Annotated in this window: 22 protein-coding genes; 10 read left to right on the top strand and 12 right to left on the bottom strand. The window is 68.4% G+C overall.

Annotated features, from left to right (window positions below; genetic code table 11):
* The first annotated feature begins 14 nt into the window (after positions 1-14).
* Entirely contained in the window at positions 15-986 is a 972-nt protein-coding gene (locus tag AC11WY_RS09680) for an L-threonylcarbamoyladenylate synthase (RefSeq protein WP_482924840.1), read from the top strand.
* A 64-nt stretch (positions 987-1,050) separates the two neighbouring features.
* On the opposite strand, the gene AC11WY_RS09675 is transcribed toward AC11WY_RS09680, so the two are convergent.
* A complete protein-coding gene (locus AC11WY_RS09675) occupies positions 1,051-1,605 on the bottom strand; it encodes a YqgE/AlgH family protein (protein WP_482924839.1) in 555 nt (184 codons plus the stop codon).
* A 136-nt stretch (positions 1,606-1,741) separates the two neighbouring features.
* Here AC11WY_RS09675 and AC11WY_RS09670 point away from each other — a divergent pair, with 136 nt between their 5' ends.
* Positions 1,742-2,563: a protein-disulfide reductase DsbD domain-containing protein gene (locus tag AC11WY_RS09670; protein ID WP_482924837.1), complete on the top strand. Its 822-nt coding sequence runs from the start codon at positions 1,742-1,744 to the stop codon at positions 2,561-2,563.
* A 152-nt stretch (positions 2,564-2,715) separates the two neighbouring features.
* On the opposite strand, the gene moaB is transcribed toward AC11WY_RS09670, so the two are convergent.
* Positions 2,716-3,258, bottom strand: coding sequence for a molybdenum cofactor biosynthesis protein B (gene moaB / locus AC11WY_RS09665; protein WP_482924835.1), 543 nt, complete (start codon positions 3,256-3,258; stop codon positions 2,716-2,718).
* A complete protein-coding gene (locus AC11WY_RS09660; RefSeq protein ID WP_482924834.1) occupies positions 3,255-4,055 on the bottom strand; it encodes a uracil-DNA glycosylase in 801 nt (266 codons plus the stop codon). The genes moaB and AC11WY_RS09660 overlap by 4 nt, the downstream gene beginning before the upstream one ends.
* Positions 4,056-4,243: 188 nt before the next feature.
* On the opposite strand from AC11WY_RS09660, the gene AC11WY_RS09655 reads away from it, so the two are divergent.
* The 5 genes from AC11WY_RS09655 to AC11WY_RS09635 all read left to right on the top strand — a co-directional run bounded on the left by AC11WY_RS09655 (position 4,244) and on the right by AC11WY_RS09635 (position 8,147).
* Positions 4,244-5,206: an aspartate carbamoyltransferase catalytic subunit gene (locus AC11WY_RS09655; protein ID WP_482924832.1), complete on the top strand. Its 963-nt coding sequence runs from the start codon at positions 4,244-4,246 to the stop codon at positions 5,204-5,206.
* The gene (locus AC11WY_RS09650) at positions 5,203-5,781 is read left to right on the top strand and encodes a hypothetical protein (protein WP_482924830.1); all 579 of its coding nucleotides are present in this window, start codon (positions 5,203-5,205) and stop codon (positions 5,779-5,781) included. The genes AC11WY_RS09655 and AC11WY_RS09650 overlap by 4 nt, the downstream gene beginning before the upstream one ends.
* Positions 5,778-7,058 carry a dihydroorotase gene (pyrC, locus tag AC11WY_RS09645; RefSeq protein ID WP_482924829.1) on the top strand — a complete coding sequence of 427 codons (1,281 nt, stop codon included), beginning with the start codon at positions 5,778-5,780 and terminating at the stop codon, positions 7,056-7,058. The genes AC11WY_RS09650 and pyrC overlap by 4 nt, the downstream gene beginning before the upstream one ends.
* A gap of 3 nt (positions 7,059-7,061) precedes the next feature.
* Positions 7,062-7,676 (top strand): glycerol-3-phosphate 1-O-acyltransferase PlsY, encoded by a 615-nt coding sequence (gene plsY / locus AC11WY_RS09640; protein WP_482924827.1) that lies wholly within the window; start codon positions 7,062-7,064, stop codon positions 7,674-7,676.
* 69 nt (positions 7,677-7,745) lie between these two features.
* Positions 7,746-8,147 (top strand): DUF805 domain-containing protein, encoded by a 402-nt coding sequence (locus AC11WY_RS09635; protein WP_482924825.1) that lies wholly within the window; start codon positions 7,746-7,748, stop codon positions 8,145-8,147.
* Positions 8,148-8,260: 113 nt separating this feature from the next.
* Here the strand turns inward: AC11WY_RS09635 and AC11WY_RS09630 are convergent, their stop codons facing one another.
* The 3 genes from AC11WY_RS09630 to AC11WY_RS09620 form a co-directional block, all read right to left on the bottom strand.
* Entirely contained in the window at positions 8,261-9,634 is a 1,374-nt protein-coding gene (locus AC11WY_RS09630; protein WP_482924823.1) for a glutamate--cysteine ligase, read from the bottom strand.
* Between the two features lie 73 nt (positions 9,635-9,707).
* Complete coding sequence (locus AC11WY_RS09625) at positions 9,708-10,223, bottom strand: hypothetical protein (RefSeq protein ID WP_482924821.1); 516 nt, start codon at positions 10,221-10,223, stop codon at positions 9,708-9,710.
* A 3-nt stretch (positions 10,224-10,226) separates the two neighbouring features.
* A complete protein-coding gene (locus AC11WY_RS09620; protein WP_482924819.1) occupies positions 10,227-10,958 on the bottom strand; it encodes a 16S rRNA (uracil(1498)-N(3))-methyltransferase in 732 nt (243 codons plus the stop codon).
* Between the two features lie 12 nt (positions 10,959-10,970).
* On the opposite strand from AC11WY_RS09620, the gene ubiA reads away from it, so the two are divergent.
* The 3 genes from ubiA to AC11WY_RS09605 all read left to right on the top strand — a co-directional run bounded on the left by ubiA (position 10,971) and on the right by AC11WY_RS09605 (position 14,467).
* The gene (ubiA, locus tag AC11WY_RS09615) at positions 10,971-11,942 is read left to right on the top strand and encodes a 4-hydroxybenzoate octaprenyltransferase (RefSeq protein WP_482924818.1); all 972 of its coding nucleotides are present in this window, start codon (positions 10,971-10,973) and stop codon (positions 11,940-11,942) included.
* Positions 11,943-12,043: 101 nt separating this feature from the next.
* Positions 12,044-14,128 carry an OmpA family protein gene (locus AC11WY_RS09610; RefSeq protein ID WP_482924816.1) on the top strand — a complete coding sequence of 695 codons (2,085 nt, stop codon included), beginning with the start codon at positions 12,044-12,046 and terminating at the stop codon, positions 14,126-14,128.
* Positions 14,129-14,140: 12 nt separating this feature from the next.
* Positions 14,141-14,467: a hypothetical protein gene (locus AC11WY_RS09605; protein ID WP_482924814.1), complete on the top strand. Its 327-nt coding sequence runs from the start codon at positions 14,141-14,143 to the stop codon at positions 14,465-14,467.
* Positions 14,468-14,576: 109 nt separating this feature from the next.
* Here AC11WY_RS09605 and AC11WY_RS09600 read toward each other — a convergent pair whose 3' ends face one another.
* The 6 genes from AC11WY_RS09600 to pgsA all read right to left on the bottom strand — a co-directional run bounded on the left by AC11WY_RS09600 (position 14,577) and on the right by pgsA (position 17,644).
* On the bottom strand, positions 14,577-14,966 hold the full coding sequence (locus AC11WY_RS09600) for a c-type cytochrome (protein ID WP_482924813.1): 390 nt from the start codon (positions 14,964-14,966) through the stop codon (positions 14,577-14,579).
* Positions 14,967-15,052: 86 nt separating this feature from the next.
* Positions 15,053-15,889 (bottom strand): FTR1 family iron permease, encoded by an 837-nt coding sequence (locus AC11WY_RS09595; protein WP_482924811.1) that lies wholly within the window; start codon positions 15,887-15,889, stop codon positions 15,053-15,055.
* A gap of 13 nt (positions 15,890-15,902) precedes the next feature.
* Positions 15,903-16,241 carry a cupredoxin domain-containing protein gene (locus tag AC11WY_RS09590; protein WP_482924810.1) on the bottom strand — a complete coding sequence of 113 codons (339 nt, stop codon included), beginning with the start codon at positions 16,239-16,241 and terminating at the stop codon, positions 15,903-15,905.
* Between the two features lie 107 nt (positions 16,242-16,348).
* Positions 16,349-16,792, bottom strand: a complete 444-nt coding sequence (locus AC11WY_RS09585) for a molybdenum cofactor biosynthesis protein MoaE (RefSeq protein ID WP_482924808.1) — start codon at positions 16,790-16,792, stop codon at positions 16,349-16,351.
* Between the two features lies 1 nt (position 16,793).
* Positions 16,794-17,042, bottom strand: a complete 249-nt coding sequence (moaD, locus tag AC11WY_RS09580; RefSeq protein WP_482924806.1) for a molybdopterin converting factor subunit 1 — start codon at positions 17,040-17,042, stop codon at positions 16,794-16,796.
* Positions 17,039-17,644 (bottom strand): CDP-diacylglycerol--glycerol-3-phosphate 3-phosphatidyltransferase, encoded by a 606-nt coding sequence (gene pgsA / locus AC11WY_RS09575; RefSeq protein ID WP_482924804.1) that lies wholly within the window; start codon positions 17,642-17,644, stop codon positions 17,039-17,041. The genes moaD and pgsA overlap by 4 nt, the downstream gene beginning before the upstream one ends.
* Between the last annotated feature and the right edge of the window lie 51 nt (positions 17,645-17,695).

The raw sequence follows: 17,695 nt of genomic DNA, 5'->3' as shown, positions 1-17,695 counted from the left end.
CGCCACGTCACAAGATGCAAGCCCCGATCACCCAGACCCTGCCCGCCACGCCGGATGGCATTTCGCGCGCGGCGGCGCTGCTTGCGCAGGGCGGCCTCGTGGCGTTCCCGACCGAAACGGTCTACGGCCTTGGCGCCGATGCCCGTGACGACCGCGCGGTGGCGCGCATCTTCGCTGCCAAGGGGCGGCCGCGCTTCAACCCGCTGATCGTGCATCTGCCCGACCTTGCCGCCGCCCGTCGCATCGCGGTGGTGTCGGACGAGGCCGCGCGGCTGGCCGAGGCGTTCTGGCCCGGCCCGCTGACGCTGGTGCTGCCGCTGCGCCCCGAGGCCGGGCTGTCGGCGCTGGTCACCGCCGGGCTTGATACCGTCGCGCTGCGGGTGCCCGCGCATCCGGTGGCGCAGGCGCTCTTGCGCGCCTTTGGCGGGCCGGTCGCCGCGCCCTCCGCCAACCCCTCGGGCCGGGTCAGCCCGACACGGGCGGTGCATGTGCTCGACGGGCTCGCGGGCCGGATCGACGCGGTTGTCGATGGCGGGGCCTGCGGGGTGGGGGTCGAATCGACGATCGTCGGGCTGTCCGGTGCCGCCACGCTGCTGCGTCCTGGCGGGCTGCCCGTCGAGGTGATCGAGGCCTGCCTCGGCGCCCCCCTTGCGGCGCCGCAGGGCGAGGGGATCACCGCGCCGGGCCAGTTTGCCTCGCACTACGCCCCTGGTGCGCCGGTGCGGCTGAATGTCACCGCGCCGCGCCCCGGCGAGCTTTGGGTCGGCTTCGGCCCCGCCAGCGCCGCCGCGCCGATGACGCTGTCGGCCACAGGCGACCTGGTCGAGGCGGCGGCGGCCCTGTTCCACACCCTGCGTGCGGCCGACGCGCGCGCCAATGGCGCCCCCATCGCCTTCGCCCCGGTGCCCGACCACGGCCTTGGCCGCGCGATCAACGACCGGCTGCGCCGCGCCGCCGCGCCCCGGTCCGCAGGACAGCACCCCTGATTTCATCTTGGTGAAAATATCCTCGCCGAAGGCGCGGGCCGCCCCAAGCGATCCCGCCCGCCGGTCAGGCCCGTCCGGCCGTCGCCGACAGCGTCAACGCCTCGACCCCCAGCGATTTCAGCGCGCGTTCCCATTTCGTCGCGCTCTCGGCCGCAAAGGCGATGCCCGGCGTCGCATCGCAGCTAAGCCAGCCGTTGCGCAGGATCTCCTGCTCGATCTGGCCCGGCCCCCAGCCGGAATAGCCAAGCGCCAGCAAGGCCTTGTCGGGGCCATTGCCGTTGGCAAGGTCTTCCAGGACTTCCAGCGTCGCCGTCATCCCGAAGGCCTCGTTGACGCGCAGCGTGCCGCCCCCCGAGGTGTAGTCGGCCGAGTGCAGCACGAAGCCGCGGCCGCCTTCGACCGGGCCGCCGAAATGGACGGCCACCTCGGCGCAGTCGTCGCCCGGCGCGATGTCGAGCTGTTCCAGCAGGCCACGGAAGCCCGGCTCGCGCATCGGCTTGTTGACGATCAGCCCCATCGCACCCTCGGGCGAATGCGCGCAGACCAAGATCAGCGCCTTGTCAAAGCGCGGATCGCCCATGCCGGGCATCGCGATCAGGAATTTGCCGGTCAGGTTCATGGAATCGGTCTGTGCGGTCATGCGGGAAAGGATGGGGGCGGGCGGCCTCGGGCGCAAGGGTCACGGCGGGATGACACGGCGGTGTTTCGCCACATCGTGATTTCCCATCCCGGCCTCACGGCGTATTGTCCGCGCCATGAGAAAACGCCGTCCATTTCAACTCGCCGCCACCATGATTCTGGCCCTCGGCCCTGCCTTGCCTGCGATGGCCGGGCCGGTTTCGCCCGAGGATGTGGTGCAGGCCGAGGTGCTGACCGGCTGGCAGACGCCGCAGGGCACCCACATGGCCGCGCTGCACCTGCATCTGGCGGATCACTGGAAAACGTACTGGCGGGCGCCGGGCGATGCGGGCATTCCGCCCAGCTTCGACTGGTCGGGATCATCCAATGTGGCCTCGGTCGCGTTCCACTGGCCCCGCCCGACAGTGTTCGAGGCGAACGGGATGCAAAGCGTCGGCTACATGCACGACCTTGTTCTGCCGATGGAATTCACCGCAAAAGACCCGTCGCAGCCGATGGAGGTGAAGGGCACGGTGGCCATCGGTGTGTGCAACGACATCTGCATGCCGGTGGAACTGCATCTGGAGGCCGCGCTTGCGGCGCCCGGCGCGCCCGATCCGGTGATCCGCGCGGCACTGGCGGCGACGCCGACCAGCGGGTCGGCGGCCGGGGTGACGCGCTTCACCTGTGCGGTCACCCCGATCAAGGACGGGCTGCACCTGACCGCGCATATCGGCCTGGCAGCGGACGGGGCCGCTGAAACCGCGCTGTTCGAGACCGCGGACCCCTCGATCTGGATCGGTGCCACCACCACCGATCGGCAGGGCGGCGACGTCGTCGCGGGGGCCGATCTGGTGCCGTCGAATTCCGCGCCCTTCGCGCTCGACCGATCACAGATGACGATCACCATCCTCGGGCAGACCCGCGCGGTGGAACTGTCGGGCTGCCCGGCGGGTTAAGGAACTCCTGACGGGGCGTTCCGACGGCGTGCAGAAAAGCCGATATTTGCCGCGCAAACCTTTGGCGAAGCTGGAAAATCGGCATACCGAAAGAGCACCGAAAGAGCACCGATTTCGCACCGACGTTGACCGACGTTCGGGCCGGGCGGCGGCTACTTCCGCCGTTTGTGCTCTTCCAGCCGGGGCATGATCTCGACGAAGTTGCAGGGCCGGTGGCGGTAGTCGAGTTGCCAGCGCAGGATCTCGTCCCAGGCATCGCGGCAGGCGCCGGGGCTGCCGGGCAGGGCAAAGAGGTAGGTGCCCATTGCCACCCCGCCGGTGGCGCGCGATTGCACGGCGCTGGTGCCGATCTTCTGCATCGAGACGATGGTGAAGACGGTGCCGAACGCCTCGATCTCTTTCTCATAGACGTCGCGGTGGGCTTCCACGGTGACGTCGCGCCCGGTCAGGCCGGTGCCGCCGGTGGTCAGGATCACGTCCACCTCCGGATCGGCGCACCATTGGCGAAGCTGGTCGGCGATGGTGGCGCGGTCGTCCCGGACGATGCCGCGCGCGGCAAGGTTGTGGCCCGCACCGGTCAACCGTTCTACCAGCGTGTCGCCGGAGCGGTCGTCGACCGTGGTGCGGGTGTCGGAGACGGTGAGGACGGCGATGTTGAGGGGGATGAACTCTTTCGTCTCGTCGATGCGGGTCATGGCAGGGTCCGGAGTTTGGCTTGCAGGTCCAGCAGGTTGGCCCAGGCCTCGCGCTTGGCGGAAGGCGTGCGCAGCAGGTAGGCCGGGTGGGTCATCGGCAGCACCGGCAGACCAAGGGCGGTCTGCCACTGGCCGCGCAGGCGCAGGATGCCGCGACGGCCGAGGATCGCGGCGCAGGGCGTGTTGCCCATCAGCACCAGCACCTGTGGCGCCACCAGCGCGATGTGGCGTTCGACGAAGGGCAGCATCATCGCAATCTCCTCGGGCGAGGGGTCGCGGTTGGCGGGCGGGCGCCAGGGCATGACGTTGGTGATGTAGACGGCGCGGGCGCGGTCGTCCGAGGTGCGGTCGAGCCCGATGGCGGCGAGCATCCGGTCCAGCAACTGCCCGGCGCGGCCGACGAAGGGGCGGCCTTCGAGGTCTTCCTCGCGGCCCGGCGCCTCGCCCAGGATCAGCACACGGGCGGCGGGGTTGCCGTCGGCGAAAACGGTGTTGCGCGCGCCCTTTTTCAACTCGCAGAGGTCGAAGGCGGCGATGGCGTCACGAAGGTCGGCAAGCGTGCGGGCGGATTGCGCGGCGGCGCGGGCGGCGGCGACGGGGTCCGGGCCGGTTGCATCGGGGAGGGCATGATTTTTCTGCGAAAAATCGGGGGCTGGTGGCGCGGCGCGCGGGGCGGCGACGGGCTCGACGGCATCGAAGCGGGTCACCGGCTGTTCGCCGATCGCCTCATCCGCGCCAAGCTCCACCTGCCACGCCAGCGCGGCCAGTGCCGCGTGAAAGTCGAGCCCCTGTTCCATGCCGCCAAGCTAGGCGCATGGGTCCGAAACGGCAATGGCCCGGCGGGCAGGCATATCCACAGGCGCAGGAGTGGGGGTTTCACACCCCCACACCCCCGTGGGATACTTGAGAACGGAAGAAGGTGGGCGGCGGAAGGCTTGCCCGGGACGGTGGGGCTTCCTATAAGCCAGCAAAGACCGGAGGCCCCATGACATTCCGCGCGCGACACCTGCTTGGCATCGAGCATCTGGCCCCCGACGAGATTCGCACCCTTCTTGATCTGGCCGACACCTACGTCGACCTCAACCGCCGCACGATCAAGCGGACCGATACGCTGGCGGGGATGACGCAGATCAACATGTTCTTCGAAGCCTCCACCCGCACGCAGGCGAGTTTCGAACTGGCCGGCAAGCGGCTGGGGGCGGATGTGATGAACATGGCGGTCGCCCATTCCAGCGTGAAGAAGGGCGAGACGCTGATCGACACCGCGCTGACGCTGAACGCGATGCGGCCGGACCTGCTGGTGGTGCGGCATCCGTCGTCGGGCGCGGTGAATCTGCTGGCGTCGAAGGTGAACTGCGCCGTGCTGAACGCGGGCGACGGGCGGCATGAGCATCCGACGCAGGCATTGCTGGATGCGCTGACGATCCGGCGGGCGAAGGGGCGGTTGCAGCGGCTGACGGTGGCGATCTGCGGCGACATCGCGCATTCGCGGGTCGCGCGGTCGAACATCCTGCTGCTGGGCAAGATGGAGAACCGCATCCGCCTGATCGGGCCGCCGACTCTGATGCCCGCGGGTGTCTCCGAGTTCGGCTGCGAGGTCTACGACGACATGCGCGCCGGGCTGGAGGGCGCCGACGTGGTGATGATGCTGCGCTTGCAGAAGGAGCGGATGGACGGCGCCTTCATCCCGTCGGAGCGGGAGTATTACCACCGCTTTGGCCTCGACGCGGAAAAGCTGTCGTTCGCCAAGGACGACGCCATCGTGATGCATCCGGGGCCGATGAACCGGGGGGTGGAGATCGACGGCGAGCTGGCCGACGACATCAACCGGAGCGTGATTCAGGAGCAGGTGGAGATGGGGGTGGCGGTGCGGATGGCCGCGATGGACCTGCTGGCGCGGAACCTGAAGGCGGAGCGGGGACGGATGGCGGCGGGGGCGGTGGGGTGAGCGGCGACTGGTCCGCCATTCTTGAACCCGGTGAGCGGGTGATCTGGCAGGGTCAGCCGGACGGGCGGTTCATCCTCAGGTGGCGGACACCGTTGGACCCCTACAGCGGGGTCATAGCTCTTGTCATGGCGTGCCTAGCCCTGATCCATTTCGGCTCGGGCAAGGCTTTTCTGATCGCCTATTTCATCGTGATCCTTCCGTTCGGACTCATCATGCTCGGCATTGCCATTCGCTTCCTCGTACTCCTGCCAGTCCGGGATGCCCGGACAAGGCGTGCGACGACATACCTTCTGAGCAACCGCTGGGCGCGAGCGGTCAGGTCGTACCCTGAGCAGGCGGTCGATCGCTACGCGATATCGCCCTCCACCGAGGTGACGTTGGATGAGGGCCGCGGCGGAAATTCGGACGGTAACGTCTGGTTCGGGGCCGTCCGGGTCATGCCGCTGACTATCCTATTCTGGCACGGATCCAGAGTAAGGTCATCTCCCGCAACTCGGCCCGTGGGTTTCGAACTGATCCCCGACGCGCGGGCCGTCTATGATCTGATCCAAGGGTTGCAGCGAGGCGCGGCATGAGTGCGACAATTACCTTCACCAACGCCCGCCTGATCGACCCTGACTCGGGCGAGGAGACCCTTGGCAGCCTGCGCATCGAGGACGGGGTGATCGCCGCTGTGGGCGATCTGGCCCCCGAAGGCCGCATCATCGACTGCCACGGCCACTGCCTCGCGCCCGGCATTGTCGACCTTGGTGTCAAGGTGGGCGAGCCTGGCGAGCGGCACAAGGAGTCGTTCCGCTCGGCGGGGCTGGCGGCGGCGGCGGGGGGGGTGACGACGATCATCGCGCGGCCCGACACGCATCCGGCGATCGACAGCCCGGAGACGCTGGAGTTCGTGACGCGGCGGGCGGCGGGGGCGTCGCCGGTGCATATCCGGCATATGGCGGCGCTGACCAAGGGCCGCGAGGGGCGCGAGATGACCGAGATCGGGTTCCTGCTCGACGCGGGGGCGGTGGCGTTCACCGATTGCGACCATGTGGTGGCCGACAGCAAGGTGCTGTCGCGCTGCATGACCTATGCGCGCAGCCTGGGGGCGCTGGTGATCGGGCATCCGCAGGATCCGGGGCTGTCGAAGGGGGCGGCGGTGACGAGCGGAAAGTTCGCCAGCCTGAAGGGCCTGCCGGGCGTCAGCGCGATGGCGGAGCGGATGGGGTTCGACCGCGACATGGCGCTGGTCGAGATGACGGGGGCGCGCTACCACGCCGACCAGATCACCTGCGCGCGCACGCTGCCCGCGCTGGAACGGGCGAAGGCGAACGGGCTTGATGTGACGGCGGGGGTGTCGATCCACCATGTCACGCTGAACGAGTTCGACGTGGGCGACTATCGCACCTTCTTCAAGCTGACGCCGCCGCTGCGGGCCGAGGATGACCGGGTGGCGGTGGCGCAGGCGCTGGCCTCGGGCCTGATCGACACCTTATGTTCGATGCACACCCCGCAGGACGAGGAATCCAAACGCCTGCCCTATGAGGAGGCGGCGGCGGGCGCGGTGGCGTTGCAGACGCTGCTGCCCGCGGCGATGCGGCTTTATCACGACGGCACCATGACCCTGCCGCGCCTGTTCCGGGCGATGAGCCTGAACCCGGCGAAGCGGCTGGGCCTGCCTTGCGGGCGGCTGGCGGTGGGGGCGCCGGCCGATCTGGTGCTCTTTGACCCCGATGCGCCGTTCGTGCTCGACCGGTTCACCATGCTGGCGTCGAAGTCGAAGAACACGCCGTTTGACGGCGCGAAGATGGAGGGTAAGGTGCTGGCGACTTTTGTCGGCGGTGTGCAGGTTTACGGGCGGGAGGGCTAGGGGATGCCGGAGATCACGAGCCAACCCTGGCAACTGGCGCTGGTGGCGGTGCTGGCCTACCTGCTCGGCTCGGTGCCGTTCGGGGTGCTGGTGACGCGGGCGATGGGGCTGGGCGATATTCGCGCGATCGGGTCGGGCAACATCGGCGCGACCAACGTGCTGCGCACCGGCAACAAGCTGGCGGCCCTGCTGACGCTGGTGCTGGATGGCGCCAAGGGGGCGGTGGCGGTGCTGGCCGGGCGGTTCGCGCTGGGCGAGGATGCGGCGCAGGTCGCGGCGCTGGCGGCGTTTCTGGGCCACATTTACCCGATCTACCTGCGCTTCAAGGGTGGCAAGGGGGTGGCGACGTTCCTGGGCATCCTCTTGGCGCTGGCTTGGCCGGTGGGGCTGGCCAGTTGCGCCACCTGGCTGGTGGTGGCGGTGGTGGCGCGGGTGTCATCGGTCGCGGCCCTGATGGCGGCGGCGCTGACGAGCCTGTGGCTGCTGCCCTTCGGGCAGGGCCAGATGCTGTTTCTGGTGGTGATCCTGACGGTGCTGATCTACCTCCGCCACGCCGCGAACATCCGCAGGCTCAAGGCGGGCACGGAACCGAAGATCGGCCGGAAAACAGCCACCTGACGCAATTTCGTAGACAAATTGCCACAGCGCGGGCATCCTTCAGGCACAAAACGCCAAGAGGGACGCGCCATGGATTTCAAGACTTCCGTACGGACCTGCCTGTCGAACTACGCCACGTTCAGCGGGCGCGCGGCCCGGCCCGAGTTCTGGTGGTTCGCGCTGTTCAACGTGCTTATGCATATCATCGCGAGCGTCCTGGACCGCACATTGTTCGGCGTGCGCGACATGCACATGGCCGCGGCAGACGGGGGCATGGCGTTCAACTACCAGCCGGCGCTGATCGGGGGGCTGGTGTCGTTGGCGCTGTTGTTGCCCAGCCTTGCCGTGGCGGCCCGCCGGTTGCACGACATCGACCGTTCGGGCTGGTGGCTGCTGATCGGGCTTATCCCGGTGATCGGCTGGCTGATCCTGCTGTACTGGTACGTCCAGGCGGGCACCCAGGGGTCGAACCGCTTTGGCTCGCCCGCCTGAGTGCGGGCGGCGGCGCGGCGCTCCAAAGCGGTTTGCGTTGATCCTGAATCAGAATTCGCCCCAGGACTTGGGCGAACTCTGATGTCGTCCTGTCAGATAGACCGCAATTCGCCCTAGTAGCTGTAGTCCGCATAGATCCGGCTGAGGTCGCCACCCCAGTCGCCATGATAATGCGCCAGCAACTCGTCAGCCGGGGTGCGGCCGGTTTCGACGCTGTCCTTCAGTACGTCGAGGAAGTGGGTTTCGTCCGGGATCCGGCCGCCCGCGCCCGGTCTGGCGCGCGCCTTCAGCCCGGCCTCGGAGATGGCGACCACCTCGCGGGCGAGGTCGAGCATCTTCACGCCATGCGTATCGGCCTGAAGACCGTCGACCGATGACGCCACGCGCAGCGCGCTGCGGGTTTCGGCGTCCCAGCCCTTGACCAGATCCCAGGCGGCATCGAGCGACGTCTGGTCGTAGAGCAGCCCGACCCAGAGTGCGGGCAGCGCGCTCAGATGCGCCGCATCGCCGCCGTCGGCGCCGCGCATTTCGAGGTATTTCTTCACCCGCGCCTCGGGGAACACCGTTGTCATGTGGTCGGCCCAGTCGCTGAGCGTCGGCTTTTCGCCGGGCAGGGCGGGCAACTGCCCCTTGAGGAAATCGCGGAACGACTGGCCCAGCGCGTTGATGTATTTGCCGTCGCGGTAGACGAAGTACATCGGCACGTCGAGCACGTAATCGACGTAGCGCTGAAACCCCATGCCCTCTTCGAAGACGAAGGGCAACATGCCGGTGCGCGACGGGTCAAGATCGCGCCAGATGCGGCTGCGCCAGCTTTTGAAGCCGTTGGGCTTGCCCTCGAAAAACGGCGAATTGGCAAAGAGCGCGGTCGCGACCGGTTGCAGCGCCAGCGACACGCGCAGTTTCTGCACCATGTCGGCTTCGGACGCGAAATCAAGGTTGACCTGCACGGTGCAGGTGCGCCGCATCATCTGGGTGCCGTGGCTGCCGACGCGGCCCATGTAGTCGTCCATCAGCTTGTAGCGGCCCTTGGGCATCAGCGGCATCTGGTCATGCGTCCAGACCGGCGCGGCGCCGAGGCCGATGAACCGGATGCCCAGCGGGTCGGCAATGGCCTGCACCTCGCGCAGGTGCGCGCTCAGCTCGTCGCGGGTCTGGTGGATGGTGTCGACCTGCGCGCCCGACAGTTCGAACTGGCCGCCGGGTTCCAGGCTGACGTTGGCGCCATCGGCACGGGTCAGGCCGATGATGGCGCCCTGCTCGTAGACCGGGGTCCAGCCGAAGCGGTCGCGCATCCCTTCCAGCAGTGCGCGGATGCTGCGCGGGCCGTCGTAGGGCAGCGGTTCGAGCGTGTCGGCAAGGTAGCCGAACTTCTCATGCTCGGTGCCGATCTTCCAGTCAGCCTTCGGTTTGCAGCCCGATGCCATGTATTCGGCCAGTTGGCCCATGTACTCGATCGGTCCGCCGCCGGACTGGGGAATTGACATCTGGAGGCTCCGTTCCGGGCTGCGACTATCCGGCGCAACAGGTGGCGCGGCAGGGGGGGCAAGTCAAGGCCGGTCAGGCAAGCCGCCGCTGCGCCCGCCGCCGCCAGACGATGCGCGGCATGTCCGGCGGTCCTTCGATCGCGGCCAGCAGGGCGGTGCTGTCAAGGCCGGGCAGCCCGGCGAAGGCGTCAAAGAGCACCTCGGCCCCTTCGGCGGCCGTCGGGATGTAAAGCGTGTCGCCGCTGCTTTGCGACAGCCGCCAGACACGGCGGTCATTGCGGGTCAGAAGCGCGATCTCGTCGATCAGCGAGAGCCCGGCAAAGCCGCCTTCGGTCGGTCCGAAGTAGGTGATCTGGCCTTCCACCACCTGCACCACGCCGGGGTCGCTGACACCGCGGGAAAAGCGCATCCGGCGCAGGCCGATGATGCCGAGGCCAAGGCCGAGGGCCATGAAGCCACCTCCGACGACCAAGAGGAACGGCCCCCCCATCGCGGCGATCCAGAGTCCGAGCGCCGCGATCGCGGCAGCAACAAGAACCTCGCGCCAGCGTCGCAGGGTGGCCATCGCCTCGGGGCGCAGGAATTCCATCGCTCAGCCCGCCCGCCAGTCGCCAAGGGTCGCCTGCCACAGCGTCAGCGCGGCGACGGCGGCGGTATCGGCGCGCAGGATGCGGGGGCCGAGGCTGACCGGCAGCACCTGCGGCAGGGCGCGCAGGCGGGCACGCTCGGGCTCGGAAAAGCCGCCCTCGGGGCCGATCAGGATCGCCCAGGGGCCGGGCGGCTGGCCGGTCAGCGCCTCGGCGGGCCCGACGCGGCTTTCGTCGGCCCAGAGGATGCGGCGGCCCTCGGGCCAGCGGTCGAGCAGGCGGGCGAGCGGTTGCAGATCGGCAACTTCGGGCACGAAGGTGCCGCCGCATTGCTCGGCGGCCTCGACGGCATGGGCCTGCAGGCGGTCCTGGCGGATGCGCTCGGCATTGGTGAACGCGGTCTGCACCGGCAGGATGCGGGCGGCGCCAAGCTCGGCGGCCTTTTCCACGATGAAATCGGTGCGCGCCTTCTTGATCGGCGCGAAGATCAGCCAGAGGTCGGGCGGCAATTGCAGCGCCCGCGTCTGACCGGTGCAGCCAAGGAGGCCGCCGCGCTTGCCCGCCGCCGCAACCCCGGCCCGCCATTCGCCATCGCGCCCGTTGAACAGCCGCACCGCATCGCCGACCGCAAGCCGCATCACGCCAAAGAGATAATGCGCCTGATCGGCGCTCAGCGGAACCGATTGCCCCGGCCCCAGCGGGTGCTCTACAAAGAGCCTGATCTTCGCATCCGACATGAGGCGGACCTTATGCCCGAGCCCCAGCGAATTCCAGAGCCGGCGGGACAGGTCGCCGATGCCGTGCGTGGCAACTGGGTGGACCGCTACGCCCCGGTTGAGGCGCGCCCCTATCTGCGGCTGAGCCGGGCGGACCGGCCGATCGGCACCTGGCTGTTGCTGCTGCCGTGCTGGTGGGGCGTGGCGCTAGCGGCGGCGGCCGATCCGGTCGGCATGGGCTGGGGCGATGTGTGGATCGCGCTGGGCTGCGGCGCGGGCGCCTGGCTGATGCGCGGCGCGGGCTGCACCTGGAACGACATCACCGACCGCGAGTTCGACGGCGCCGTGGCGCGCACGAGGTCGCGCCCGATCCCGTCGGGGCAGGTGACGGTGAAACAGGCGGCGGCCTGGATGGCGGTGCAGGCGCTGGTGGCCTTTGCGATTCTGCTGACCTTCAATGTCAGGGCGATCGAGATGGGCGTGGCCTCGCTGGCGCTGGTGGCGATCTATCCTTTTGCCAAGCGGTTCACCTGGTGGCCGCAGGTGTTTCTGGGGCTGGCGTTCAACTGGGGCGCCTTGCTGGCCTGGACCGCGCATACCGGCAGGATCGGCGGGCCGTCGCTTTTGCTTTACGTCTCGGGCATCGCCTGGACGCTGTTCTACGACACGATCTATGCCCATCAGGACAAGGACGACGACGAACTGATCGGGGTGAAATCCACCGCGCGGCTGTTCGGCGCCGATACACCGGACTGGCTGCGCGCGTTTGCCGTGGTGACGGTGCTGGTGATGAGCCTGGCGATCATCACCGCGCTGACGCCGCGGGTGTCGGCGCTGGCGATGGTGCTGGCGCTGGGCGGGGCTTGGGGGCTGGGCTGGCACCTGACCTGGCAACTGGCCAAGCTGGACATCGACGATCCGGCGGCCTGCCTGACGCTGTTCCGGTCGAACCGCACGGCGGGGCTGATCCCGGCGGTGCTGTTCGCGCTGGCGGCGCTGGCCTGAGGGCTGCGCTGTTTCTTGCCGTCCGGGTCTGCGGTCGATTGATCCCCCGGTTCATGCCGCTTAAGGAAGAGGCACCCGCCTCCGGAGACCGCTGAAGGCCCATGCGCCCCACACAGACCCTGATCGCGCTTGCCGCCTTCGCCACGGCCGCAGCGTTAAGCTATGCTGGCGCCGTCTGGACGGTGAACGGAGTCGAACGCCGGACGCGGCAGATCGTGTCGCACACCCTTTCGGTGGACGGTTACGATTGGGCGCGCGTCGCCACCGACGGGTTGCAGATCAGCCTGACGGGGACCGCACCCACCGAGGCGGCGCGGTTCAAGGTGCTGGCGATCGTCAACTCTTCGGTCGATTCCGCCCGGGTCCGCGACCTGATGCAGGTGACCCCGGCGCAGGACATCCCGCCGCCCCGATTCTCGGTCGAGATGCTGCGCAACGGCGACGGTATCTCGCTGATCGGGCTGGTGCCCGCGGCGATCGGCCATGACGTCATCGCTCAGCGCGTGGCGGCCCTGACGACACCGGGTGGCGTCACCGACTTGCTGGAAACCGCCGACGCGCCGGTGCCCGCGGGTTGGGATCAGGCCCTGGCCTTTGGCCTGGCGGCGCTGAAGGAACTGCCGCGCGCAAAGATTTCGATCTCGGCCGACAAGGTGCGCGTGACCGGGATCGCCAGCAGCGAGACCGAGCAGCACCATTACGAGACCGACCTTGCCCGCGCCGCGCCACCGGGGCTTGCGGTCGAGGTGGTGATCTCGGCGCCGCGACCGGTCATCACGCCCTTCACGCTGCGCTTTGTGATCGATGACGCGGGCCCGCGCTTCGATGCCTGTTCCGCCGATACCGACAAGGCGCGCGACCAGATCGTTGCGGCCGCGGTGGCGGCCGGGGTCATCGGCAAGGTGCAATGCACGGTGGGCATGGGGGTGCCGACGCCGCACTGGGCCGAGGCTGCGGTGCAAGGCATCGCCGCGGTGAAAGAGCTTGGCAGGGGCACCGTCACGTTCTCGGATGCCGACGTGTCGCTGCTGGCGACCGAGGATACGCCGCAGGCGAGCTTTGACAAGGTGGTGGGTGAACTGGGGGCGACGCTGCCCGATGTGTTCTCGCTGAACGCGACGCTGCCGAAGAAGGCGGCGGCGACGAAATCGGATGGGCCGGTGGAGTTCACCGTTGCCCTGACGCCCGACGGCAAGGTGGCGCTGCGCGGGCGGTTGACCGACGACCGGATGCGCAACGTGGTGGACAGCTACGCCCGCGCCCGCTTTGGCGCCGATCAGGTGTTCACTGCGACGCGGACCGACGACAAGCTGCCCGACGGCTGGCCGGTGCGCGTGCTGGCCGGGCTGGAGGCGCTGTCGGTGCTGCACGACGGCACCCTGCTGGTGCAACCCGATCTGGTCGTCGTGACCGGCACCGCAGGTGTGCCGGACGCGCAGGACCGCATCTCGCGCATCCTGTCGGGCAAGCTGGGGCAAGGGCAGGCATTCTCGATCAAGGTCGCTTATGACAAACGCTACGACCCGCAGGCGGGCTTGCCCACGCCGCAGGAATGCGCCGACACGGTCAAGACGGCGATGGCCGTGCACAAGATCGCCTTTGAGCCGGGCTCGGATACCTTCACGGCCGACTCTGCGCCGACGCTGGACGCCGTCGCCGCCGCGTTGCGCAAATGCACCGATGCGAAGATGGAAATTGCCGGATACACCGATAGCCAGGGGCGGCCGCAGATGAACCTCGCCCTCAGCCAGGCGCGGGCAGAGGCGGTGCTGGCTGCGCTGTCGCAGCGGCGTGTGCTGGTTGGCAACCTCGTCGCGCGCGGCTATGGCGAAACGCATCCGATCGCCGATAACGGCAGCGACACGGGCCGCGAGGCGAACCGCCGGATCGAGATCACGCTTCTGCCCGATGCGCCGGATGCGGGCCAGCCCGCCGCCGACCAGACGCCGGATGCCGCAAGCCCGGATCAGGCGACCGCGCCCGCGACCCCGGATGCCGCCGCGCCTGTCATGGACCCCAACGCCGGTGCGGGCAGCGATTCCAGTGCCGACCCGAACGCAACGGATGGCGACGCCCCGGCGATGGATTCAACCGGGTCGGGCGCGACCGACGATGTGACCGGCACCGGTTCCAGCGCCCCGGTGCAAGACACGGTGCGACCCAAGACGCGGCCCCCAGGAAACTGACGTGAGGAAGCCATGAACCGGACCGAATTCATCGCCGTGACGGCCACGCTCCTGTTCGTGGCCTTTGCCCTCGGGTGGTTCGCCTACTGGCTGCTGCACCGCTTCACACGGGTCAGCCAGGCCGACATGAGCGAACTGGACCTGATGGCGCAGTCGCTGCACGAGGCCGAGGAAACGCGTGATCAGGCGATCGAATACATCCAGGACCGCGAGGCCGATCTGACGAGCCAGATCTCGCAGACCGAGGCCGAACTGCGCGCCGCGATGGAAGGTCTGCGCGACGCCCGCCGCGAGGCCGAGGAACTGCGCAGCTATATCGAGCGCATGAACGCCAATTGAAAGGGCGGGCACACTGCCCAAGCGCAGCATGCCCGCCGGTACCTCGGCATTTTCCCATCCCGACCGGCGCATCCCAACTGTCGGTCGCGAATGGAAAAAGGCCGGATCGTCACTTGGTTGTCAGCGTCAGCAGATAGGCGACCACATCGTCCGCCTGCGCGTCGGTGATCTTGCCCTTCCAGCGCGGCATCACCTTGTCCAATGGCCCGCCTTCCTCGTCGACGCCATCAAGGATCGAGGCCTTCATCTTCGCGGCGTCCTTGTGATAAAGCGGCTCAAGCGATTCTTCGGTCAGGTTCGCCGACTTGGTGTCGCCGAAGGTGATCCCGCCCGTGGCGTCCTGCTTGTGGCAGACCGAACATTTCTGCAGGAAGAGCGTCTTGCCCGCCGCGACGTCGGCCGCCGCGAAAGCTGCCGACGCAGATACCGCCACAGCGCCGAGGATCAGCGCCGCTCGGGTCGCTGGCTTGCGCCAGCCTGATGGTGCATTTCCAAACATATTCAAGTCCTTGCATTGTGTCGCGGCCGGATATGGCACGACACGCGCAAAATCGCGCGCGACGGCCTGTCGCGCCTTGATCCAGATCAGGCTGCGCGTTCGGCGGCGCGCGCCCGCCGAACCTGCACACGCAGGGTCAGTGCGACCAGGCCCCAGTAGACGATCCAGGCGCCCAGCGTTACCGCATCGGGCGCGGATCGGTAGCCGGTCAGCGCGGCAACCATCCCGCCCACCGGGCCGCTGTCGTCCAGCAGGGCGCCGGTATCCCAGAGCGAGGCGCCATAGGGCAGCAGGCCTGCCGCCACCAGATCGCCAACGCCGGTGACGAACAGCGCGGCCCCCAGCAGCAGCAGCACGACCTCGGACACCCGGAAGAACCACCGCCAGGGCAGGAACCGGCTGCCGAGCCGCAGCGCCGCATAGGTCAGCGCGGCAGCGGCCAATCCGGTCGCCACCGCCGCCAGAACGCCCGGCAGCGTCGCCGTCGGCGCCGCAGCCACCGTGCCATAGAGAAAGACAACGGTCTCGCTGCCCTCGCGCGCCACGGCGAGCATGGCGAGCAGGAACACGGTGCCCCAGTGGTCGGCGCGCGCCGCGGTCTCCAGCCCGGTCTCCAGCTCGCGCTTCAGGGTGCGGCCATGACGACGCATCCAGACCACCATCTGCACGATCAGCGCCGAGGCGAGGAAGACCATTCCGGTCATCAACCCTTCGCGCATCGCGCCCGACAGCAACTCCGAAAAGCCCAGCACCAGTGCCGCAAAGCCCAGGGCCACGGCAAGACCCGCCGCCACGCCACCCCACAGGTAGGCGCGCGCGCGCGGCCCGGCCTGGCGGTTGCTGAGCCAACTGGCAAGAATGCCGATGACCAGCAGGGCCTCGACGCTTTCACGCCAGAGGATGAAAATGATCTGCCCGGTCATCGTGCGGCCTTTCTCATTTCGCCGTGATCACGCCCTTGGCGGCGCCGTGAAAGTCGTCGAGGAAGGGATAGGCGCCCGCGGGCAGGGTGAGCGGCAGCGTCAGTTCGGCCCCCGGTGCCACGATCTTCTCGATATGCAGGCGGTGGCTTTCGAATTCGGCGGGAGTCTTGCCGGTATTGCGCACCGTCAGCGTGAACGGGACCCCGGCGGGCACGTCAAGGCTGGTCGGGTCGGCCTTGCCGTCGGTCAGCGTCAGCGTGACGGCGGTGGGCGTGTCTGCCCAGCCGGGCGCGCCCGGCAGGACAAGCGCCAGAATGATCGTGGCGCGGCGCAGCATGGCGGAAAGGGTCATCGGGTTCTCCACAGCGCGGGGCCTGCCGCGCCTTCGATCCAGCGTTAGATCATCGCCCGAGTCGGGGGAAGCGAATTGTTGACTGTTTCACTCAGGTGTGTGGTTGTTCACCAGCGCGCCAGCGTCGCCTCGTCTTCGTCCTTGGCTGCGACCCACTCGGCACCGGCGGTCGTGACCTCGCGTTTCCAGAACGGCGCGCGGGATTTCAGGTAGTCCATCAGGAACTCGGCCGCGGCGAAGGCATCGCCCCGGTGCGGTGCGGCGGTGGCGACCATCATGATCGCCTCGCCCACCGCCAGCGGGCCGAAGCGGTGGATGATCAGGCTGTCGCGCAGGTTCCAGCGGGCCACGGCCTCGGCCTCGATGGCGGCGATGGCGCGTTCGGTCATGCCGGGGTAGTGCTCGATCTCCATCCGCTGCAAGCCGCCGCCATCACGGTCGCGCACGACACCGGTGAAGGTGACGAGGGCGCCGACATCGGCGCGGCCCTGCCCGAAGGCGGCGACTTCGGCGCCAAGGTCAAACGGTGCGGCCTGGACGCGCACCGCCACGTCAGCCCCCGGTCATCGGCGGGAAGAAGGCGACCTCGCGCACACCCGCCAGCGGGGCGTCGAAGCCGGTCAATTGCTGATCGACCGCCACCCGCAGGGCGGAAAGATCGGCAAAGGCGGCCTCATACCGCTCCTCGCGCAGGCGCAGTTCGGCGACGAGGTCGGCCACCGTCGCGGCCCCGGTTTCAATGCGTTCCTTCGGCAGGCCAATGCGTTCGCGCACCCAGGCGAAGTAAAGCACGTCGATCATGATTTCACTTCGCTGCGCAGGAAGGGCAACGCCTTGCGGAAGTAGTCGATCCCGGTCCACAGCGTCAGCGCCGCCGCGAGCCAGATCAGCACCAGGCCAAGCTGCGTGGCCGAGGTGGCCGACCAGTGCGCGGGTTGCAAGCCGCGATCCTCGACATAGCCAAGGCCGGTGCCCAGAAACAGCTCGGCAATCGCCAGCATCTGCGCCGTGGTCTTCCACTTCGCCAGCTTGGTGACCGCCAGCAGCCCGGACCTTGACCCCAGATACTCGCGCAGGCCGGACACGAAGACCTCGCGGAACAGGATCACCGTGACGGGCAGGATCAGCCAGGGGTTCATGCCGGAGTACCCGGTGATGACAACCAGCGCGATCACCACCATCGCCTTGTCGGCGATCGGGTCGAGCATGGTGCCGAACTTTGATTCCTGGCCCCAGCGGCGGGCAAGGTAGCCATCGATCCAGTCCGTCAGCGAGGCGATCACGAAAAGGCCGAGTGCGAACCAGTCGGCGGCGGGGCGCTGAAAATAAAGAAACATGACCGGCACACCGGGCGCCGCGAAAAGTCGCAGCACGGTCAGGCTGTTCGGGATCCACCATCTCATGGCGCATACCTAGCCCATTCGGACGGGTCACGAAAAGGGGGATCACAAGGG

Source organism: Solirhodobacter sp. (genome assembly GCF_964715405.1).
This window is presented reverse-complemented; position numbering and strand designations above follow the sequence as displayed.